The sequence below is a fragment of the Paenibacillus sp. NPDC056579 genome (assembly GCF_042793215.1).
In the GTDB taxonomy this organism is placed as follows: Bacteria; Bacillota; Bacilli; order Paenibacillales; family NBRC-103111; genus Paenibacillus_S.
Genome location: NZ_JBHTVD010000006.1, coordinates 1 through 21,819 on the forward strand (window position 1 = coordinate 1; position 21,819 = coordinate 21,819).

The window sequence follows — 21,819 nt, forward strand, 5'->3', positions numbered from 1 at the left end:
GATGCTTCTCAGTCTAATACTTATTATCTGATTTGATTCTATTTTGAGGACTCACTCGATGTCACAGTCTAAAACTTATTTTTTAAAACCTGACGTTTTCAAAACGGCAAACCGCGTCAAATCAACAACTCCGGTCTAATACTTTATTTTCCCCATACAGTAACTCCTGCATTCGATAAAAAATGTACCCATTTATCCTTCATTACAAACATGAGATCTCTGTATGCACTTCCGAAGAATTTATCTGCGTCGATTGTTATCATTACAAGTCGCAGAAAATCTGTGAAGTCATTAGTATAAAAAACTAAATCTGGTGGTGTAGCATCTATAAGCTGATCAAGGTCGTTAATGGTGCTAATTCCAAATAAGAGCAGTTCGTCGATAGTTGTTGTTAAACCGGAAGTACCAAATACCGGATTTATTTTTCCGAAACGAATACGCTCGAGAAGTTTTTTATTAAGATAATTCAGCAAGGTTGTTGCATTAATGGGGATGTTTAATTCGCCATCTTTCGTTTTTTTCGCCGTTTCCTGTTCATATTCTTCTAATGCTTTGGCTATGGAATCAAATTCTCTATCTACTAGTTCGAGGGTGGCAGAAGCAAGCGAGAATCTTCGCTCAATATCGTACTCCGCTGGGAACTTTCCCTTATATTTGTAGCTGCGATCATGAGCAATATCGGCCCAAGCATGTTCTAAAATGGTTCGAACTTGGATTTCAAACCGTAAATCCTTGTAAAGAAGGATTTCCCTTAACGCTGCCCTATCCTCGGTTAGGGTCGCAACGTAATGCACGGAGCGGTAGCCTACTTTGTCTGTTCCTAATTCTGTGGTTTTATCTCCGCTATTTTGCTCATCGATCTTGAATAGCTGCTTGATGGCTTCGCAACATTGATATACTTCAGATTTTACATAGGTGATCACGCGAATCCCTGCCAAATCGGTGATTTGATGAAGTGGGTCGGTGTACTTATCTTTCGATGCTTTACTCATAAAGCTAGCCATGGTTTTTTCTCTGCTTGAGATGGAATAGTAGGTCAATCCCTCATCATCAAGCAGCACTTTTTTAATAATTCTTTCGATTTCTTGAGCAAATTCTTATATGTAGGTTGCAGCGATGCATATTGTTCCTTAATCGCTTTTCCCCCAGCTCGTCCGGTCCGGAAGTCAAAGCGACTGACCGGCTCTAAGGCGCAACGGCCGCGCTTAAAAACCGGTAGCATTCCATTGGACTTCTGATCGTCCCTTGCGTTCCGAAGCTCTTTTGAAAGGAAATTCCGGTCCCCGGAACCGCGCGGCCAGATTTGGCCCATTGCCACCTTTCACCATGTTATCATACCCGCCGAACCGTTCCCGGAAGAGAGCGGGGGAGCTTATTCGAGGATGTTTTTCGATATGATGCCTTTGTGCCAGACGGCAAGCGAATAGGCCGATTCTTATTTTGAAAGGGGCACATCCCAATGAACAACCCTCAAAAGATTCAATTGTTGGATGGATCGGTATTTTGTCGTACGGAATATACGCGCCGATGCGAGATGTCTGGCAGGATGTTTCCTGTTTTTAAAGACGAATCCGATCCGAGCCGAACGATTTTACTTCATGATTGCGGTGATTGGTTCAATGGTGAACCTTCTTGGCTTCCCGGTGATGAGGAAGTGTTGTTTACGGAAAGCAGCGAAGCCGCGGTTCGCTTGGGGGAAGGTTCAACGTTGGTTGAAGAATGCTAACCCGTCTCATTACGCAATGAGTTCTCAAGTAGAAATTGCATTGACTATATGCTATGTCTGATTCAAAACGATGGTTAGTTCGAGTGGAGCAGCTGGATAGTAAGTTCTATACAAAGTTTGTATTTAACGGTCCCAGTGCGGCGATCGGGAAGGAAGCCGAAAGAATTTATGGTCCGACTCAAACAGGGGGCATTACGATGGCCGAAATGAATGGTGACAAGGTTCCTGTTTATCACTGCCCGCGATGCGGTCAGGTGGCGCAAGAGGTTGGTCGTCTCGTTTACATCGAAGTAGGGGCATGGGATGCATCCGAGAAGCAGTTTGAAGGTGAAACGGACGCAGAAGAATTTCAGTGTACCTCCTGCAATATCGCGTTTTTTATTGAGTTTTAGAATAAATTTGCCGGGGCTAACGCCACGGCCACTCAATCCGATGATGGTAGAGGAAACGATAGGCGAGCAGCTGGATTTATTTGCGCTGGATATTCATTACGAGATCACAGAAGAACAGGTTCAACAAGCGCTGCAAAAGGTCATTGCTCAGGCAAAGAAGGCAGGGAATCACGATTCCTTTCATGTGTACGGGGCTAAAGGTCGCTTATTGGACATGTCTACCACGAATATGCTGCCGGAGCTAGAGAAGCGCGGGTATTTACAGCTTTGGAACAACGGACGGAGGTGCCATTTGTTTCAGGAGTATCGAGATTGGCATGATCCAAAGGAAATTGCTGATGCCTATCGTGATCTTTGTTTACAGGCCTTGGCCAATGGAAGGCAGTTTTTATGACTTACATACGATTTATTTATGGTGAGAAGGACCGGGCATCCGTGAAGCGGTTGGCGAGGTTTCGATTGAGATTGCGGAGCAGCTGGGACTCCAACATGCAAAGGACAAGCCAGGTACTTTGGGGATGAAGAGTAATCTGATCAAAAAGCGTCATGTTGCGGCCGTTCAAATGATCTATGAGGGAATCAGGGACGTGCAAGATTTCAAATCATTTGTGATCGAGCAGCCCGCAAGTTATCTGAAGGAAGGGTTTGTATATTTCCAGTTACGTCCTACGGTTTTCGAGTGTGTTTGCTTGGTCGAAGCTTCGACGATGGAGGACATTTCTTGGATATTGCTCTACGTTGGGGGATGTTCTTGGGGACCAAGCCGGAGCTTGAAGGGTGTACCCTATTCCGAGATCATGTTGGACAGGAAGAATATATGGAGGAAGATGCAGCGAGATTGATGAGTTGGGACTTGAAGAAGAATGGGAAGAAGATTTAGAAGATGAATAACGGGTTCGCAGCGGAAAACACCGGAATCCGGTGGGTTTTTTATTGCTCGGCTGAAGGTAACGAGCTGCGCTGCAGCTCCTCTTGAATGAATTTTGTGTTAATAAAGTAGTTTAAAGAACTAATCCTTGATATTTCCTAGCCTTTTCACAAAGCCATAAACAAAACTCCCTATAACGTAATCGGACATAATGGGGCGCAGTATTTAGCACCGGATTTCGGCTTGTTCTCGTTTACAACCTTCCAGACGTAATTTGTATACGTCTTCAACTCGCGCGCAATATCCACCTGTTTCATCCCCTTACTGTGTAAACGAATAATCTGTTCCTTTAGCACATGTTTTCGTAAGGCATCGTTCAATTCCTCCCCTGAAACGTTCTTTACTGGATTATATAACGAATTGAAATATTGCGTAAGTAATGCTGGGTATCTATAATAAAAGCAGTGTACAAAATGAAAAATATCCTGCTATCTATTATGTAGACTTGATTTACAATAAGTATGACAATTGTGCATAAATAAAAGTGAGCATAATAAGAAAAAAATTATGCTCACTTTTCTATGTATATAAGCAAAGTTATGAATCAATATTGATATGTCATCTCACCTTATCCAATTGTCATAATCGAGTTGATTAAACTATCTGGCCATCCGTGGGTTAGAATAATAGGTATGGGATTGGGACCCTTGCCGCACTCATGAACAAAGTGCACATCAATTCCATTGATGTTGCAGCGAAACTGGGAAAAATGGTTTAACTGAGATTCATGTTCGCGCCAAATTTTAAATAAGTTAAATCAGCACCTCGATCCCAGCCTGAGTTTTCCAATTGATCCGGCCAGCGGATGTGGTGTAATCTTCTCTTTAAATCATCAAGGACTTCATCTGCAATGTGAGTATGAGAACGTTCAATGGACATTATAATTCTCTTCCTTTTTTTGTGCACATCTTAATGATATCCCTTGAACTTCTGTGGTACATTCCAGGCAGTCTTGATCAAGTATTCCCCGTTTGGAACCCTATTTGTAGGAACTTCAATGTGACCCAGTGGCGGTAAAGAATGTGATTTCTCGTGTCTCGAGGTTTTTCTCGCCCTCGCGGGTCTGTTCGCCCGCAGCCAGTGCCGCTAGTATCAGCTCTGTCGCCTTCAGTGCGAAAAAGGTTCCGCCGAGAAGTCGGTTATTGACATCCAATATCTTGGCGAGGTCGGGGTACTCACGTTACGATGTTGAAGAAAAACGCCGCTACCTGAATCGTAGCGGCGTTGGTGAGGTGGCTTAAACGATCACAGCCGTCCCACTTACGGCGACCATCAGCATGCCATCGCGAATGACTTCATAATCAATGTCGACTCCGACAATTCCATTAGCTCCCATCCCCGAAGCTTTCTGGGTCATGTCAGCAAATGCCACATCGCGCGCTTCTTGAAGCTTGCCTTCGTAAGCGCGCGAGCGCCCCCCTACGAGGTCGGTAATCGAAGCCTTAAAGTCTCTGAATACGTTGGCTCCCATAATGACTTCACCGGTGGTAATGCCCAGATACTGCTTGATCGGGGAGCCTTCAATAGTTGATGTAGTGGTTATAATCATAAAATATCCTCCTCAATTAGCCTGGCTATATGGAGATACGCTTGTTGCTGTTTTCCGCTTCAGGCCTCAACCGACCTTCTTCGGATGACCTCCCAAAGGTTTTTCCAAAGGCGGCTTGACCTCGGTAGACTTGCTATCGACCGCTGGCTGGTTCGACGAAGCCGAGGCGGAGAACGAAAATGACGACATAAATACAACAAGAGCTGCGGCGACTAGGGACAAACTCAGTCTGACCGAGCTGTTTGTCTCTGCTACGATGTCTCATGAAATTAGATCTATAGCGTAGAATAGTAGAGAAGGTTGAGGCCGTTATACACGATATGCACCACGACCCCGGGCCAGATGGAATCCGTCTTACGGAACAGTATGCCCGTCAGGATGCCGACCATGAATGCGTCGAACAGGATGACGTTGAATCCATGAACGACGCCGAAGATCGCAGCGCTGCCGACCACGCCGGCCCATGCTCCGTAACGGTTCAGCGCATTGGCAATAACGCCACGGAATACAAACTCCTCGCCGAGCGGCGTGAGGATGGCGCCAGAAATAATCAGAACGAAGAGTGAGAGCGCGCCGCCTTTCGCCGCCGCCTGGAAGTCCGCTTGGTTGTTCGGCTCAGTGATGAAGTGAAAATACACCCCCTCTATAACGAAGCATCCGCCGAACGCGACAACACCGAGGGCGGCTCCCACAAGCAGCCATTTCCGTTTGATCACCCGGAAACCGAAAGCGCGCAGATCGCGAACTCGCAGGGCGTAGGCTGCGAACAAGGCGACGAGGCCAACGAGACCATTGCCTACACCCCCGATGTTAATTCGCAAGATGGCTTGCTCGTCAGGGATTTGCGTCATCCAAAGACCGAGCATAATAATGCCGATCAGATAGAGACCCAGTGCAGTTAGGCTCTCTGGCCAGCTAGGTCGGGCTTGGGGCATAGTGGACGTGGACGGGCTACTCATTTCTAGCCTCCGATAGTGTTGATCGCAACGTTTTCAATTGATGTGGCCAGTTCTTGTCGCTTGAGAGTGCACAACACGCAGGTGCGCTCCGCACGAATTCGCGGCTAATCCCGGCCTGCCTCCCGAACGCTAGTTGGCACCAGCTTTTACTCATATATCTTTCCCCTTCCGCTCTCTGTTTTCATCTGTCTTTTCATACTAATCATTTGATTGCGTAATATATCATTCATTACGTTTATAATCGTGATCCTTCGTCCGGGTTGGACTATGGCCATATGCCGACCTCCCGAATGACTTTGGGTCTCACGTGACCGGGAATGCTGTAAGCTTCTTGACGACATGAGTACAACGACAGTAGCGGCGACTTAGGACGACTCCTCATCCCCTCCTCCTGGATATTCGAATTGGCTGCTCATTCCCTATTCTACCAGCCCCAATGAAACAGAACCTAAACGGCTAGATAAACATCAGCTTAATTTTTCTTCCGCCGTTTAGGTTCTGTTAAGGTGAATATGCTACTATGGGAATGGGTGAAAACGATGACAAGTATATCCGATATTAAAATCGCAATCGTCGACGACGAGCCTTCGATTGTCACCATGCTTCAAATGGTACTTCGCAGAGAAGGGTTTCATCAGCTGTACGCGGCTTCCACCTGCGCGGAAGCTCTCGATTTAGCGAAGCGTGAAGCCCCTGATATCGTCCTGCTCGACATTATGCTTCCCGACGGCAGCGGCCTGGAGCTCTGCTCCAAGCTCCGCGAATACGGGAATCCGCATATTTTGTTTCTGACAGCCAAGGCTTCCGATCTCGATGTCCTGCGGGGCTTCGCCATGGGCGGGGACGATTATATCACGAAGCCCTTCAATCCCCTGGAGGTGGCCGCAAGAATTCAGGCGCGTATACGTCGTCTAGAGCCGGAAGCCCCCACAGCCAGTCCGGCGAAGCGGTCCGATCTGGGGGTTTACCGGTTCGGCCGCTTCACCGTCAACGAGGCGGAGGGCGAGCTGACTGTGGAGGGACAGCCCGTTCCTTGCCCCGCACAGGTCTTCCAACTACTGCTGCACTTCTGCAAATATCCCGGAATTGTATTTTCCAAAACACAGCTCTACGACAAGGTTTGGGGGATCGACGGACAGGGCGATGACTCCACCGTGATGGTGCATATCCGGCGCATCCGGGAGCGGATCGAGAGCGATCCCGGCAACCCGACGCTGCTGCTTACCGTACGCGGGCTCGGCTACAAGCTGGTAAAGGAGCAGCAGGAGCGATGAAGATCCAGCGGCGCATGGCATTCCACTTCACGTATCAATTGATTTTTTATGCCCTGCTGATTGTGGCCATTACTCTGGTTGCCTGCATCATGTTTTTCCAGAACATGACAAGTAATGAGATACGCCGGAACTTTCCCGTTGGCGTCCTGCAACATATCGCTCAAGAAGCTCATTACAAGGGCGGGACGATTCAGATCTCCCCCGAGTGGGACAAGCTCATCGAGGAGAAAGGAATGTGGCTGCAGGTTATCAGTTCCGTAGGAGAGGTGATCTACGCCGTCAATACAACTCCGCATCATGCTCTACCGACCTCATACTCCATCGCTCAACTGCTCGATATTCAGGAGACACGGACGCTTGGGACGTATGCCGTACACACTCAGCTGAATTTTTCTTTCCAGGAGCCTCTTCTGTATATGCTGGGCTACCAAAATCCTGACCTTGACCAGCTCGTGGCCTGGTTCGACGCTTACGGACAGCACGGAATGGTGCGTAGCGAAGCGGTTCCCTTCTTGGACCAGCGGCTGCGCGAAAACTTCAGCTATCTGCAGGTGATCGATCCCGAGAGCCATACCGTACAAGGCATCGGCGATGGAGCATACGAGCAGAAGGCATATCGACCGATGGATATCCTGGCCATCCAGCAATCTCCCAGCAACTATGACACGAATATTGTCTCCCATCGGGACAAGCTGAGCGGAATGACCTGGATCCTTTATACGACCCATGCAGCGGGAGCCCCTCTGAAGCATCCTGTAATGGAAACGGCAACACGTGGACTCATCCGGTTAGCAGGTCTGATCCTGCTCTTGGCACTGCCGATCTCAATCTGGCATGGATACCGCTACGGTCAGCCGCTGATTCTGTTCGCAGGCTGGTTCGAACGTATGGGCCGGAGACAGTACGACCAGGTGCTGACCGCTAAGGACATGCGCAAGGTATTCCGCCGCAACGGCACGATGCGAATCAGCTACAGGCTCTATAAGGAAGTGATCGAATCCTTCTATCAGATGACCCATCAATTGGCTCAGACGGAAAAGGAACGGGAGCGGCTAGAGAAGGCGCAAGCCGAGTGGATGTCTGGAATCTCTCACGATTTGCGCACGCCCTTGGCCACGATTCAAGGCTATGGGTATATGCTGGAGAGCTTGCCTGAGCAATGGAGCCATAAGGAGATGCGGATCATGGGCGCGACGATTCGGGAGAAGGGCAATTATATGCTGGAGCTGGTCTCCGACTTTTCTTTGATTCATCAGCTCAAGCAAGGCGATTCGATCATGAAGTTTCGAGAAATTGACTTGGTTGAGCTGGTGCGCTGCTCCGTACTGAAGTACGTCAACGATCTCATGATGTCTGAGTATCGGTTCCACTACATTGGGGATGATTCTCCCTTACTGATACAGGCCGATGAAGCCTGGCTGCTGCGGTTGATGGACAATTTGCTATCCAACGCTGTGAAGCATAACCCGCCTGGCGTGATCGTCACCGTCTCTGTCGGCAGGATGAACGACAAGGCATGTATACGAATAATCGATAATGGCAAAGGGATGGACGAGGAAACGCTGCATCATTTGTTCAATCGCTACTACCGGGGAACGAATACCGATGAATCGACGGAAGGCTCTGGGCTCGGGATGAGCATCGCCAAAACCATCGTGGAAGCGCACAGCGGGGAAATCCAGGTAAAATCCAAAGTGTGGCAAGGCACGAAAATTGAGATCTTATTGCCCAACTGAGCGTTTGGCTGGGACTGATTCTATGTAAACGCTCAGCTGAGCAAAATCAGGATTGAAGCGTTGGTCAAACACTTTGGGCTTTTTTAATGGGTATTCTATGACGGGCATTGCTTCTAAGCTTTCAAAAAACAAGTATGGGAAGTTATACTTATTTAAGGTGAAGTACGGCCTTGCCGGAAATGTTCCTGTCCAAAAGATACTGGGCAACATAGTGTAAAATACTCTTTATAAACGTTTGAATTAATCTAACTACATTTACAAACATTCCATGGTATAATATGGATGTCTAATTGCTGAGAATCTAAATCCTAGGTAACTGCATCACTATGGTTAAAATGGTTTTTAACTAGATAAGACTCAGAATATGTAAGTCATCGAAGTTAAACCAACTAACATTAATATCAAACCTATTGCCCCTTTTCCATGATTAGGCTATAATACAAGGTATTACGAACCTTTATTCATTTTCTCCGCTGTCAATTTATTCAGCTGGAGAGGGAGCTGTTGTCTTTACCGACAACTTATAGAACAACGCCTAGAAGTAGAAAAGTGTATGACCAGTTTTATTTGGCCGTGCCTTTTTTAACATTCTGGGCTTTTTTGTGTCAAAAACACGAGAGGAGGCTTAAGAGATGGATCATCGAAAACAATTTGGTCCGAGGAGTGGAGTGTATCAGAAAAGGTATGGAACGAGCTATGAAACAACCATCTCAAAAGCACTATATGGTTGACCATTACGGCAATGATGAGTATCCTGAAAGGGTTTTTGACGAGCTTGATATTTTTTAGAAATTGCCCATGGTTGCATCGTCGAGGGCTTCGATCATGGGGAGAAGGGCCTTAATCGGGACCCAGAACGCACCATTATAGGTCTTGTAATGTCTTTCCGGCAGAGCGGGAGCGGTACACGGATACATTCCTGTATTAGGGAATTCAAATTCAGCTGGAGTTGGTATTAACGACGCCTCGTTTGATACAATCCATGTAAGGTCATTGGAGGGATGCTTAATGTCTCGTTCAGGAGTTTATAAAAATGCTCATAACGAATGAACGCCCATTTCAAGGCGGGACCTTGGTTGTAACCGGTGTGCCCGCTCAAAAGTGTGATTGTGATGAACTGATTTTGCTCGGTGATAATGCGCTGATGGCAGGGTACGCTAAGTTCCTTGCGAAGCAAAACATTATCGGCAAAGTCACGGTTTTCTTGGAAGAATTGAAACAAAAGTTTTTTCAAGATTTCCTTCCTGGGAACGTTATTCCATCGTAATAACATTAATGGACTTATCATTCATAGGTTTGGAAATAGGAGGACGCTGCGGCGTCCTCTTTTTTTATGCCAAGAATAGAGATGATAAAGCGGATACCGATTCAACTGGATCAAAGCCTGATTTGTGGTGGTATGGCGATCGTGGAGCGGGATGGGCTGGAAGATTGCATCTACTTTGATGTTGTCAAAGGACTCATTCCACAAGCATTGTCGGCGGACGCGGTAAACAGGTTTCGGAAGACGAGGCTGATCAGCTCGAAGCAGAACTGCTCGATTTTTTTTAAAAGCACAAGGTGCAGATGAAGCTGGGGAGATTTTCTTTCTCAGCATAACGAATAAATATCAAATCGGAGAGTGGCAATAGGGATGCAACAACTTACACAAAAGCAAGTTTGCCTCTTATTAAGTCTTGGAGGCTTTGAGACCCGAATGGATGAAAATCTGGATCTTGCCAGGAAATATGGAAAAACCATTTACTCCTTAACCGGAGATGGACAGATAGAGGTTCAAGAAAAGGCGCTTGTACCCGTCAATGTGATAACCTTGACCCCGGCGGAGCTTATGATTTGGTCTTCATTGTCAACGAGCAGCTGCATCAAGCAGGCTTTCAAACCGAGGAATTGTAATCCTGGCTGCCGGTCGCTAATACCGCGGTGTCCTACCCTTAGGGACAGCCATTAGCGAAGGCTTTGGGTTAGGAGCGTGACAGGATGAAGCTGCGCTACATTGTGGCATTTGGACGCACCGATCGATGTAGTTCCATGTGTTTTCGATCAAGTTGGGCTTCGTTCAAGTAAAAAACATGTCTGGATTCGCTCCATCGGCGAGCACACTCTGCAGGTGGAGTATCGGGCAAGTATGAGTGGCCAACAGCGGTACTATTTCTGGATCCGATTCTTTCATCCAAAGTCGTCAACCGATTATTCGGTGTTGGATCGTGTGTTACTGGTTTTTCACAATGAGCAGGCATTTTCCAACATACGTCAATTGGATGCAGGTTGCTCTGGAGATTAAAGAGTTCCGTCCTATTTATGGCTTCACCGAGAGTTCACCAAAGATATGGACCAAAACGGAAAAGCAGGTTCGCTTTTCGGTTTCCTTATCAAGACCATTATTTATTTGAGGTCAAGAACAAGGACTTACAAAAAACGATCCAGCATCAGCGATTTTCCTTTTGGATCGATGAGCTGAACCATAATGTACTTGGTTATGAAAGACCTGATGACCAAATTCGGTTTGATCTGGTTGTTTAGAAAATGAGAGGGTGGTCCTTATGTACGAAAAAATAATGCGGACAAAATATCAAATCTATGAACCGTCTACAGGGTTACTACACGCTGAGCATTGCGGGCAACTGGGAGATGTGAATAGAGAAGAAGCTATCAAAATGACAACGAAACTAGTGAATGCCTATAAGCTCAAAATTCTTGTTATTGGCATCCACCAGGTAAGTGGTGATTTTGTCGAAGCGATTCCTGTTGATAGCACTTTAGTAGACCGTGTGGAAAACAACAGTATCTCATAGCAAACCTTGTTATGCGCTTCACCAAGTAAGAAGCTGGCGGTAATAAATAGATAATTTCGTAGTGCGAGGAGGTAGCCCAAAGCCGGAGTGAGTGCAAGGGGGAGCTCCCCAGCACAATGGAATGGGCAAATAAAAATGAGCAAACTTCAATTAATGAAGGTCCAGTACCAAATGGAAGTTCGAAAAAGGCTAAAGGGTTACACTGTGATCGGAAGATTACTTTCGAGATCCTAGTCTCCCCTGGTACTGTTCAAAGCTAGTAGCCATAAATAACAATAAACGATATGTGAGGAGGCAGCCCCTCTGCCATTTGTGCGAAGGGGCAATGCCTCCTTTCACAATGCATGGGCGACGAACAGATGTCAATTAAAGCCTTAAATAAGACCGCCGTGAGAGAAGTCCGTGATGTTTATTATCGAAATTGTGACGCAAACCGTCTCTCCGATAGAGATCTAATGATCCTAGTGCTGGAGCCGCTAATCCGCAATCATTGTCTATCTGTGGTTGCCGACCAGATCCTTGAAAAAGGATTGTCATATTTGGCGTCACTCTCCGAATTTGAACTATCGGTCCTCCTTAATCTGGACGAGAAGCAGAGCTTTCATTTAATGGCGGTATTCGAGATTTCACGTCGTATGCAGGCACGGAAGTGTGACAGTGCTATGATTATCCGTTCGCCCGAAGACTTAGTCAGTTTTGTTAGCGATCTTCAGTATCTGGATAAAGAGCACTTTGTTTTAGTCTACCTGAATACGAAAAATCGGGTTATCGGTCGGGAAACCATTTCTATTGGTACGCTGAACGCCTCTCTGGTACATCCGAGAGAAGTGTTTAAAGCAGCGATACGACGGGGGGCAGCTACGATTTGTGCTGCTCATAATCATCCGAGCGGGGATCCAACCCCCAGTCCTGAAGATATAGACACAACCAAACGCCTTATTGAGGTCGGTGAATTGGTTGGTATAGAGTTCCTCGATCACGTGATTATTGGTGGAGAACGGCATATAAGCCTAAAACAACAGGGGTATGTGTGAGGAGGAAATAAATCATGAAGCTTGCCGGGTTGGATGTCTCAGGATTTAAGCTCTATGGGCAAAAGCAGTCCTTTACCTTTGGTATGGTGAATGAAATTATGGGCGACCGGGGGAAAGGGAAGACAACACTCTGCGAAGCCATCATATGGTGTCTCAAAGGGTGCGATATGAAAGGAAACTCCCGCGGGATCCTGAAGCACTTGAAAAATGAGTCCACCAAGGAAATGACGGTCGTAACTCGTTGGCATTTTCCGAGTCCTGATGGGGGCATAGCCCACCATGAGCTAAGCCGAATGAGTAAAGGGCGGTCCATGCGATTACTTCTCGATGGCGAGCAAGCCGATCAAGCGGCCTTTGATTCCTTGTTTGGCCCAACCGATGTCTTTTTGAGCGTTTTCCTCCCAGGATACTTCGGTGGGCTTGCAGCAGCAAAGGCGAGGGAAGTTCTTCTTGCTTTACTGCCGGCTGTAGATGTTCATGCCGTTTTCGACAGTTTATCTGGGGACACCTCGGCAGCTGCGATATGACAGACCCGCTTCGGTGCATGAGAGAACTTCAATACGAGCTGAAAGAATGGAACGAGTATATCCGGGATGTGGAATCAAGAATCAGTACCACTCGAATGGCTGAATCGATAAATGGCGGTAACTCCTTCGCCTCGGAAGATGACTGTAAACTCAAAGCAATGAAGGAGCACATGGAGCAACTCCTCCAGATGAACCCTCCAGCCCTTCCTAAACTCATTCTCGAATGGGAGGAGGAACGTATGGTCATGGGCAAACAATACCGGGAACTCGTTACGAAATGGAACGAAGTAAAGAATAAGGGGATGCCTGGTCTCAATCCGCAGATCGAAAAAGCAGAACGTCGCTTACATTTAGATTCCATTGCATCCAAATGTCAGACGTTGTTAGAGCAAGGTTTTGTGCTTTGTGACCAGATAGAACGTGAACGGAAGCATCATGAGCAGGATGTGGCTGATTTTGAAACACACCAACAGAACGAGATTCAGCAACTTCGTGGGCACATCCAGCGGTTGGAGGATAAACAATCACTTCGTTTCCAACATGCCCAGCACGCGAAAAGATTGCCTAAGATGGAGGAACGGCTCAAGGATGGGAACGAGGAGCGTCATAGGGTACTGGCTGCCATCGAGTCTGTTCAAAATTTCTTACTCCGTTATGCTGCGATGCAGGTTGAAGAAGCAAACCAAGTCTTTCACCATGCAGAAATATTGCTAACAACGAAGCGGGAGACCGAAGGAAGTATAACACTTCAGTATCGACTTCTCTATGACAAAAAAGTGTATTACTCCCTGTCCAGTTCAGAAAAAATTAGTTGCTCTTTTGATCTATCCAAGCTGGCGGCACTTCAAGGACAAGGCCGTATTCCCGTTTTCATTGATGGTGAAGAATCTAAGGAGGCTTTTTGGGCTTCACAAATCCAATATTTTGTGACAACTAGGATCCCTGATGCTGCCTTATCTTATGAAGTCATTGTTGCTTAAAAAAAATCAATTGAGGACTGCAGGTATATTGAGCTTGCGTCCTCCCATGTTTCAGGAGGGTCATATATTATGTTTCTGACTAAAGGTATTCTCGAGTATCTTCTAATCGTTACTGTGGTTACAATCCCATCCGCTTCTATCCTCTACACGGTAATTACAATTGCTTCTGGCGGTATTTGAATCGATATTACGTATTCAGCCGCAAGGGAAATAGCGTTTTTGAGCAATCCGGCGTTTGGCTATTACTATAGCTTGCCAGGAAGCTATTACGAAATTCGTGAAGATGCTATCCGCAAATTCAAAAAACACTATCCTCATGGACAACTGTATGCAGTATCTTCAACACTTCAAGGCTTTTATGCTCGAGAAGGGATCCAAGGGACACCGGTAGCGGAAACACGCTTCATGCGGAAGCTTGGAAAGATTATGAATTATTTCTTGATTCTGCGAAATCTCGCGAATTACCGGAAGCGCGATGGATACGAGTGGCAGGTTGCCCATTTGATACGCCGAGTGAAGCATGCTACTCCACAGCGTTACGACTTATAGGATGGTACGAACTTTCATAACAAGGCTAGAACTACAGGAAGAATTACACCTGTACTTTGATTATATAAAAATGAAAAGAGGACGATCTATATGATAGAACTGTTTGGGGACCTTGAAATCCATCAATATACCCGAGACGATATGATTCAAGACGGACGTCTGATTGATGTAACAAGTACTGCTAAGGAGATCGGCTTTCATTTACCTGTCACCATCACGCGTGCGGTATGGACCGATAACATTGAGCCTTCTGACGGTAAAGGATTACATGAAAACAATGAATCGAGTACGCTCTGGCACTGCTTAGAGATGCTATATATCGGGCTCAGACATACGAAAACAAGTGAACCGCAATTCATGTTTCCGGTTATAGTAAAGGATGAGAAAGGGGAGGAGCAGATCATTATTCTGAAAGCCATTCTGTGTAAGGATACTGAAGGCGAGCCCGTCATCACGATTATGGAGCGGGAGGAAGAGTAGCCATGCCTAATCTTGGAGCCTCGGAGATGATCATTAATGGAAGGGAAATAGACTCGACTGACATAAAAAGCGATAAATCGTTTGAAGGGTTGGTACGGACCGGTTTGGTCCGTACCCTTTACCCAGACATTCAAATGCACATAGAGCGTTTCTGTGGCTGTCTGAGGACACTATTTGGGCTGGTGCCATGGATAAACGTATACACGGTTTCCCGTGCTTTTGGAGGAACAGAGGCGGGTGAGAACTGGTACTATCGGAAATACACTTGCATTGATAGCCGCCAAGTTTGGTTCAAAGAGGCTGATCCCATTCAACTAAAGCTCCGTCAACGGTTCTCCGGGCTTACCTGGGGAATCATATCGTCTGAAACAAGGGGACAGGAAGTAGCAGTGTTCATTGAAAAGGAGAGAGCAGCTCTAGAAACGACAGAGCGACCGACCTATCATTCAGATCTTGTTATCGGACCTTTGCCGGAGGAATATCCATTGACTGCTAAGAGTCATCACGCTGCAGTAGATAGTAATGAAACCATTGCAGCACTTCAGTCTCATCCAACAGTACACGCACCATCCAGAATTCGGCTATACCGATCCACAAGTGAACCAAGAAAGCTAATCAATTCGTTATTAGAAATGTCTGGTTTACAGAGACGTTGTATTCGTTGTGGTGGTACCGGAAAAACCCAGTGGACTCACATAAAGATTGGTATTTGTTTTAACTGCAAAGGAGAGGGGAGCATGTGAGATACCCCCTGCAAATGATGAAAAACTATTTATCATAATAATTCAACAAGCCGATCATATCTGTTATGGATCGGTTTTTATATTTTGTAAAGAAAGGTAAGGGGTATATACGTAAGCAACGATGATAATGCAAGAAAAAAGCATAACGAATTTGTAATGCAGTTTGAACAAAACAGGATATTGTCCATAAAAAATATGCCTCAGAGCCTTCCAAACCATTTGTGAGTGTTTTTCATGTTCTGAAGGCATAGAACTCATGATCTTCAATATCCTAAAATGTTCGAATAGAATGACAAGTATCGTGCCCCCTGAAATTGATATGTATTCAGTTTTCTGTGTGAAAGCAATCGTCAAAACCTAACTTCTTTCAGGAGCCGCGGTTTAGAAAATAAATAGAATGAGAGGGTACTTCAAAGATTCTAATTATTTTTTTACTTGAAAAAGGGAACGTTTGTTCCTATACTAAGATTGCCAAATAAATACTGTAGTTGGAACTTGGGGGAGAACGTTGCCTAATGTTCCCCAGACCATGAAAGGAGTTTAAATATGGATAAATAGGTCTATATGACTATTATAACAAAGTATCTATTCGACAAATAATGACAATTTCCACCCCTATCCATAGTCGAAGTTTTCAATTACACTGTGAGTTGTGGAATTTTTTGTTGAAAAAGGAAAGAATGGAGGTTGTTTTTATAGGTCTTAAGTATTTCAATGAGTCATCATTACTATTACAGGGGGAAAAATCCTTGCATCGTTGGAATAATGCTAAAAAAATATTGATAGTTTGTTTTAGTATGTTTTTATTGTTATCTTGTGTTCCTTATTTTGGATACGCAGAGACAACACCTATGGAGTCTTTCCGCAACATTCCTGGGATGTCCAAAGGATCGGATTTATCAAATAACTCATCTGATCCGCAAAAGACCTCTTTGTCTAAAGACCAAAGTGGAAGTAGTAAGCTAGTGGCTCAAGATGTATACCAGGAAAATAAAAGAGAACCAATAGATGTACCAGCAGCTACATATGGTGATGTCTTTACACAAATCCCTTCGACAACACCAGATGCTTTAAAACAATTTCTCGATAAGCATTATAAGCATGAAGTGAAATCATTTCCAAATATTAGTAGGATTAGTGCCGTTGGTAAAGCGACCTACACTCCTTACTACTACTATAGCGGGCAAGATTGGAAGAGAATTGATACTGGGATTTATCAAGATAATACCAATTCCAATTTTACACATAGTATGTTAAGTAATTACTTTAACGTCAGGCTGAATAATAAAGAAGCAAACCCATACATTACATTTTCATTAGAGGATCAAAGCGTTACATATCAACCCTATGGTATGAATAACGTCACAGGTGTTGTTTATGATAATAGCATCATTTTCAGGGATGCATGGCAAAGCACTGATTTGCTCTATCAAGTACTTAATGACCAACTGAAGATGGAAATTCATTTGGAAAACAATAAAGCCCCCTCAACTTTTGAGTTTGAACTTAAAACAAAAAATGTGAAGTATTATTCAAATGCTAATGGTTCGATAGATTTTATTGATGAACAAGGTGAAGTATCTTTCCGAATTCCGCAACCATGGGTCATGGATGCAGCAAAGAATATTAAGCGGTACGATAAACTAGACGTTAAAGTACTACAAAAAGGTAATAAAACCTTTGTAGAGTATACGTTGGATGATCGTGGACTGGTTTATCCTATCGTCATAGACCCCACGACCACTACAGTTGAGATGGGTAACTCTCATTCGATCAGATTAACTGCAAACGGAAGAGTACTGGCATGGGGAAGTAATTCTAATGGACAATTAGGGAACGGGTCAAACTTATCACAAAGTTTATACCCCATTGGTGTGTATGGACTAACAGATGTTATTGATATTGCAACAGGATGGGATCACTCCATAGCACTAAAACAAGATGGCAGCGTATGGTCGTGGGGAATGAGTTTTGTCGGTGCTCTCGGTACTGGAATAACCATAGACACAAAAGTTACCCCGACACAAATTACTGGATTATCCGATATGATTGCTGTTGCATCAGGAGATGATCATGGACTAGCACTAAAACGAGATGGAACCGTGTGGTCATGGGGATATAACAATTATGGGGAATTAGGGAACGGAACCAATACGACGAGTACTACACCGGTTCAAGTAATTGGATTAACGGACGTGAAAGCTATTGCAGCTGGAAAAGATGCATCACTAGCCCTTAAGAAAGATGGCTCTCTATGGGCATGGGGAGGTGTGCCATTTTTAGGGAATGGATCAATGAATAATAGTTATGTTCCGGTAAAGGTCAGCAACTTATCAAATGTTATTTCCATGTCGGTAAGCGAAATGAATGCCTTTGCCGTACAACAGGACGGTTCAGTTTGGGCATGGGGATTAAATCAATACGGATTGCTCGGGGGAAATGCAACAAACTTACAATACAGTCTAACACCGGTTCAAGTTAAAGATCTTTCAAATATTACAGACATCAAGACGGGGCGTAACCATGCTTTAGTTTTAAAGCAAGACGGCACCGTATACGGATGGGGAAAAAACAATAATGGACAAATGGGTAATGGAGCAACTACAGATAGCTTCACTCCAGTCCAAGTCACTGGATTATCGAATGTAGAGTCTATTGCAGCATCATGGTCGAGATCGTCAGCAATATCACAAGATGGGTACTTTTGGTCTTGGGGAGAAGACAAAAGTGTTTCTGGTGAATATCGAACTATTCCTACTCGTGTAGATCAACGATTAGAAATGGAAGACATCCAACCCCCAACATCACCAAATTCACTAGTGGTATCCAAAACTAAGCCGACTGCACTAACATTAAGTTGGGATCGATCAACAGATAATGTAGGCGTGTTTGGTTATCATATTTACAAGGGATCTGAGCTAATTGGTATAACAATGGATACCTCTTTTATCATTAAGGATCTCACTGAACTAACATCTTATACTTTTGAGGTGAAGGCTAGAGACATAACTGGAAATGAGTCTCAGGCCAGTAGTATCACAGGCACTACCTCGGAGTTTATACCATCAATTGATTTGAACATAACCAAGAGAACTAGCACGAGCATCTCACTATCTTGGAAACATAATCTGTTCCAACCTGCCAAATATCAAATTTTTAATGGAGATACATTAATCGCAACGCAAGATGCAGTAAACGAAAGCTATATTGTACAAGGATTGAATGAGAATACAACATATACCTTCAAAGTAAAAGGGATTGATACGAATGGTATCGTATTGGAAGTAAGTAATCAAGAAATAGGGAGTACGGATGTGACGCCCCCAACAGCTCCTACTTCATTAATTGTTACCGACCGGGAAATAGAAAGTGTAACTCTTGCCTGGGGTGCTTCCTCAGATAATATTGGAGTAAAAGGATATTATATTTATCTTAATGGATGGAAAAGATATGAGGCTATAGTTGATGGTTCAATGACAAGTTATACAGTAAAAGGTATACGACCGAATTATTGGCACACTTTTACTTTGGAGGCTATTGATTATGCGGGGAATATTTCTCCAATGAGCAATAGTGTGACTGTAAGTACAGATGTATCTCCCCCAAGTTTTGTGTTTTCCAATCTTACAGTTTCCAACAGGACTGAAGACAGCATCTCATTCTCCTGGGATCGAGCAACTGATAATATTGGGGTTACGAACTATGACATTTTTATCGGGGGATCCCTAGTAGCAACAGTTGATGGAACAACAAGGAGTTATACGATTTCAGGACTTGAACCAAATCGTACTTACTTGCTTGAAGTTAAAGCAAGAGATGCAGCAGGGAATACATCTAGTAAAGGTCCTGTAGCAAATGTAAGTACCGATTTAACTCCCCCAACAGCACCGATAGTAAAAGTAGATAGCTGGACAGGGTCAAGTATTACGATTTCTTGGACCGCTTCTACAGATAATATTGCGGCTATTGGTTACGAGATTTTTATGGGTTCATCTAGAGTCGGATCCGTTTACGGAGAGCCATTAAAATATACAATAACAGATCTAAACGCCAATACTTCCTACACTTTAACCGTTAAAGCTATAGATGGAGCTGGTAACTATTCTGAATCAAGTAACAGCGTGTCAGCAAGCACAGACGCTACGCCTCCGTTACCACCAGCCTCAGTGTTTGTAACCAACCGCACGGCGACAAGTGCTGAACTAAATTGGTCTGCATCATCTGATAATATCGGTATAGCAAGTTACAACATTTATCGGGAAGGTTATCAACCAATATTGATTGCAACAGTAGCAGGTACATCTTTGAATTACACGGTTTCAGGATTAGGAGAGAATTTAAAATACACATTTTCTGTGAGGGCAAAGGATGCTGCAGGGAATATTTCAGAACCAACTCATGTGGTAGTAAATACTGATGTAAAACCACCATCTATCCCAAATGTGTATGTATTCGAGCGAGCAGCAAACAGAGTTGGCATCAAGTGGTTTGAATCGTATGACAACATGGGAGTCACGAATTATGACATCTATAACGGATCAACATTGGTTACCTCATTACCTCGGACAGCCCGGAATTATACTTTAACAGGACTTATAGAAAATACAACATATTCCATATCAGTAAAGGCAAGGGATGAAGCAGGTAATGTCTCATCTGAGACCGTGACAGTTAGCACCGATATAACGCCACCTAGTGAGCCAAATGTAAGTGTTAAAAATAGAACTGGTACAAGTGTGACATTGAAATGGTATGAAACTATCGATAATGTTGGGGTGGTTAGCTATCAGATACGTGAGGGTGATAAAGTCATTGGAACGACAACTGCAACTACGTATGAGGTGACAGGGTTAATTGAAAATACAACATATAGGTTTTCGGTTTATGCAGTAGATGCTGCTGGAAACTCTGCGTCAGATTCTATAACAGTAAGTACAGACATTACACCACCGACTGCTGTTGACTCAATCAGTTTAACAAGCCGAACCGGAAACACGGTTGTGGTATCCTGGGCACCAGCAACTGATAATGTTGCTGTTACTGAATACATTCTTTATATCAATTCGCTGCGTTTCCAGGAGCTTGCAGGGAATGTAACAAGCGCTACGATTAATCTTCCATTTAATGAGAATAGAATATTTGTGAGAGCCAAGGATGCAGCAGGGAATGTATCAAATTCCGGTTCCAAGGTGCTGTTTTTACCGAAAGAAATAGATACAACACCGCCAACAACTCCTTATTCATTAAGAATATCTAACCGTACTGATTCAAGCATCACTCTAGCTTGGGGAGCATCCAGCGATAATTTCAAAGTTGATGGTTATGACATCTACAATGGCTTAAACAAGATAGGAACTACGAGTGCGACTGTGACTTCGTATACAGTCACTGGCATAAACGGTGCTGTGAAGAATGAGTTTACTGTAAGAGCTAGAGATACTGAGGGGAATATATCGGATGCGAGTAATCTCGTCTTTGTTGGACCACCGACAGCTCCTACTTTTTTAAGGATCTCTAACCGTACTGATTCAAGTATCACCCTAACCTGGGGGGCATCCATAGATGATAGCCAGATTGCAGGTTATGATATCTACAATGGCTCATCCAAGATAGGGACCACAAATGCGACCACGTATACATTATACAGCATAAACAATACTTTAAAGTACGAGTTTACGGTTAAAGCCAGAGATGCAGAGGGGAACGTATCGGAAGCGAGTAACTCCATCTTGATTAGTCCTTCGGCAAAAATAGGCTATCATTACGATAGTTCAGGAAGACTTGATTATATTCAACTAGATGATGGAACAGTCATTGATTATCAGTATGATGCAAATGGGAATTTAGTTGCAGTAATCAAGCAATAAACATGTAAAAGTCAAGCGGAAGTTCCTAAGTACTTCCGCTTGATCAAACTAAGGTGGTTCCTATGAACGTGTAAAGTGCTTATCATCAGTCACGGGCTGCGGCGGTTTGAGGCATAGAAAAGCTATGGTTCTTCAGCTTGGCAGTTAAGTCCCTGAATGGTTCTTAGTACACCACTAATATTGGCGAACTCAACTAGTAAGTACTGAGTTGATTAGAGTAAAAGTGCTCAAGGGGAATCTGGATACAAATCAAATATTATGCTACAGGACTACGGAGAAAACG

General features: G+C 44.5%; 19 protein-coding genes. 14 read left to right on the forward strand and 5 right to left on the reverse strand.

Annotated features, from left to right (window positions below; translation table 11 throughout):
* Nucleotides 1-143: 143 nt before the first annotated feature.
* Entirely contained in the window at nt 144-1,061 is a 918-nt protein-coding gene (locus ACFQ88_RS22290) for a GTP pyrophosphokinase (protein ID WP_379456878.1), read from the reverse strand.
* 398 nt (nt 1,062-1,459) lie between these two features.
* Between ACFQ88_RS22290 and ACFQ88_RS22295 the strand changes: the two genes are divergently transcribed.
* The 3 genes from ACFQ88_RS22295 to ACFQ88_RS22305 all read left to right on the forward strand — a co-directional run bounded on the left by ACFQ88_RS22295 (nt 1,460) and on the right by ACFQ88_RS22305 (nt 2,512).
* Entirely contained in the window at nt 1,460-1,726 is a 267-nt protein-coding gene (locus tag ACFQ88_RS22295; protein WP_379456879.1) for a hypothetical protein, read from the forward strand.
* Nucleotides 1,727-1,923: 197 nt separating this feature from the next.
* Nucleotides 1,924-2,118, forward strand: a complete 195-nt coding sequence (locus ACFQ88_RS22300; protein WP_379456880.1) for a hypothetical protein — start codon at nt 1,924-1,926, stop codon at nt 2,116-2,118.
* Nucleotides 2,054-2,512: a hypothetical protein gene (locus ACFQ88_RS22305; protein WP_379456881.1), complete on the forward strand. Its 459-nt coding sequence runs from the start codon at nt 2,054-2,056 to the stop codon at nt 2,510-2,512. The genes ACFQ88_RS22300 and ACFQ88_RS22305 overlap by 65 nt, the downstream gene beginning before the upstream one ends.
* A 1,102-nt stretch (nt 2,513-3,614) precedes the next feature.
* Here ACFQ88_RS22305 and ACFQ88_RS22310 read toward each other — a convergent pair.
* From ACFQ88_RS22310 to ACFQ88_RS22325, 4 genes are all read right to left on the reverse strand, one after another.
* A complete protein-coding gene (locus tag ACFQ88_RS22310; protein ID WP_379457860.1) occupies nt 3,615-3,788 on the reverse strand; it encodes an epoxide hydrolase N-terminal domain-containing protein in 174 nt (57 codons plus the stop codon).
* Complete coding sequence (locus tag ACFQ88_RS22315) at nt 3,761-3,925, reverse strand: epoxide hydrolase N-terminal domain-containing protein (protein ID WP_379456882.1); 165 nt, start codon at nt 3,923-3,925, stop codon at nt 3,761-3,763. Before ACFQ88_RS22315 ends, ACFQ88_RS22310 begins: the two co-directional genes overlap by 28 nt.
* A gap of 358 nt (nt 3,926-4,283) precedes the next feature.
* Nucleotides 4,284-4,595, reverse strand: a complete 312-nt coding sequence (locus tag ACFQ88_RS22320) for a YbjQ family protein (protein ID WP_379456884.1) — start codon at nt 4,593-4,595, stop codon at nt 4,284-4,286.
* Nucleotides 4,596-4,870: 275 nt separating this feature from the next.
* A complete protein-coding gene (locus ACFQ88_RS22325; RefSeq protein ID WP_379456886.1) occupies nt 4,871-5,554 on the reverse strand; it encodes a CPBP family intramembrane glutamic endopeptidase in 684 nt (227 codons plus the stop codon).
* 548 nt (nt 5,555-6,102) lie between these two features.
* Between ACFQ88_RS22325 and ACFQ88_RS22330 the strand changes: the two genes are divergently transcribed.
* From ACFQ88_RS22330 to ACFQ88_RS22380, 11 genes are all read left to right on the forward strand, one after another.
* On the forward strand, nt 6,103-6,828 hold the full coding sequence (locus tag ACFQ88_RS22330; protein ID WP_379457862.1) for a response regulator transcription factor: 726 nt from the start codon (nt 6,103-6,105) through the stop codon (nt 6,826-6,828).
* Nucleotides 6,825-8,564, forward strand: a complete 1,740-nt coding sequence (locus ACFQ88_RS22335) for a sensor histidine kinase (RefSeq protein WP_379456888.1) — start codon at nt 6,825-6,827, stop codon at nt 8,562-8,564. Before ACFQ88_RS22330 ends, ACFQ88_RS22335 begins: the two co-directional genes overlap by 4 nt.
* 1,033 nt (nt 8,565-9,597) lie before the next feature.
* A complete protein-coding gene (locus ACFQ88_RS22340) occupies nt 9,598-9,831 on the forward strand; it encodes a hypothetical protein (RefSeq protein WP_379456890.1) in 234 nt (77 codons plus the stop codon).
* 1,273 nt (nt 9,832-11,104) lie between these two features.
* On the forward strand, nt 11,105-11,356 hold the full coding sequence (locus ACFQ88_RS22345) for a hypothetical protein (RefSeq protein WP_379456892.1): 252 nt from the start codon (nt 11,105-11,107) through the stop codon (nt 11,354-11,356).
* 359 nt (nt 11,357-11,715) lie between these two features.
* Nucleotides 11,716-12,390 (forward strand): RadC family protein, encoded by a 675-nt coding sequence (gene radC / locus ACFQ88_RS22350; RefSeq protein ID WP_379456894.1) that lies wholly within the window; start codon nt 11,716-11,718, stop codon nt 12,388-12,390.
* Between the two features lie 14 nt (nt 12,391-12,404).
* A complete protein-coding gene (locus ACFQ88_RS22355; RefSeq protein WP_379456896.1) occupies nt 12,405-12,917 on the forward strand; it encodes an AAA family ATPase in 513 nt (170 codons plus the stop codon).
* Entirely contained in the window at nt 12,914-13,897 is a 984-nt protein-coding gene (locus tag ACFQ88_RS22360; RefSeq protein ID WP_379456899.1) for a hypothetical protein, read from the forward strand. Before ACFQ88_RS22355 ends, ACFQ88_RS22360 begins: the two co-directional genes overlap by 4 nt.
* Before the next feature lie 219 nt (nt 13,898-14,116).
* Complete coding sequence (locus tag ACFQ88_RS22365; protein WP_379456901.1) at nt 14,117-14,446, forward strand: hypothetical protein; 330 nt, start codon at nt 14,117-14,119, stop codon at nt 14,444-14,446.
* Nucleotides 14,447-14,536: 90 nt separating this feature from the next.
* Nucleotides 14,537-14,926, forward strand: a complete 390-nt coding sequence (locus tag ACFQ88_RS22370; RefSeq protein WP_379456903.1) for a DUF6573 family protein — start codon at nt 14,537-14,539, stop codon at nt 14,924-14,926.
* A gap of 2 nt (nt 14,927-14,928) precedes the next feature.
* Nucleotides 14,929-15,669 (forward strand): hypothetical protein, encoded by a 741-nt coding sequence (locus ACFQ88_RS22375; RefSeq protein ID WP_379456905.1) that lies wholly within the window; start codon nt 14,929-14,931, stop codon nt 15,667-15,669.
* Between the two features lie 749 nt (nt 15,670-16,418).
* Nucleotides 16,419-21,536, forward strand: coding sequence for an RCC1 domain-containing protein (locus tag ACFQ88_RS22380; protein ID WP_379456907.1), 5,118 nt, complete (start codon nt 16,419-16,421; stop codon nt 21,534-21,536).
* Nucleotides 21,537-21,819: the final 283 nt, after the last annotated feature.

Coding starts and splice junctions, on each gene's coding strand:
- ACFQ88_RS22340 (WP_379456890.1), top strand. CDS start 9,598: ATGCTCATAACGAATGAACGCCCATTTCAAGGCGGGACCTTGGTTGTA.
- radC (WP_379456894.1), top strand. CDS start 11,716: ATGTCAATTAAAGCCTTAAATAAGACCGCCGTGAGAGAAGTCCGTGAT.
- ACFQ88_RS22315 (WP_379456882.1), bottom strand. CDS start 3,925: ATGTCCATTGAACGTTCTCATACTCACATTGCAGATGAAGTCCTTGAT.
- ACFQ88_RS22335 (WP_379456888.1), top strand. CDS start 6,825: ATGAAGATCCAGCGGCGCATGGCATTCCACTTCACGTATCAATTGATT.
- ACFQ88_RS22370 (WP_379456903.1), top strand. CDS start 14,537: ATGATAGAACTGTTTGGGGACCTTGAAATCCATCAATATACCCGAGAC.
- ACFQ88_RS22355 (WP_379456896.1), top strand. CDS start 12,405: ATGAAGCTTGCCGGGTTGGATGTCTCAGGATTTAAGCTCTATGGGCAA.
- ACFQ88_RS22320 (WP_379456884.1), bottom strand. CDS start 4,595: ATGATTATAACCACTACATCAACTATTGAAGGCTCCCCGATCAAGCAG.
- ACFQ88_RS22375 (WP_379456905.1), top strand. CDS start 14,929: ATGCCTAATCTTGGAGCCTCGGAGATGATCATTAATGGAAGGGAAATA.
- ACFQ88_RS22360 (WP_379456899.1), top strand. CDS start 12,914: ATGACAGACCCGCTTCGGTGCATGAGAGAACTTCAATACGAGCTGAAA.
- ACFQ88_RS22345 (WP_379456892.1), top strand. CDS start 11,105: ATGTACGAAAAAATAATGCGGACAAAATATCAAATCTATGAACCGTCT.
- ACFQ88_RS22295 (WP_379456879.1), top strand. CDS start 1,460: ATGAACAACCCTCAAAAGATTCAATTGTTGGATGGATCGGTATTTTGT.
- ACFQ88_RS22325 (WP_379456886.1), bottom strand. CDS start 5,554: ATGAGTAGCCCGTCCACGTCCACTATGCCCCAAGCCCGACCTAGCTGG.
- ACFQ88_RS22300 (WP_379456880.1), top strand. CDS start 1,924: ATGGCCGAAATGAATGGTGACAAGGTTCCTGTTTATCACTGCCCGCGA.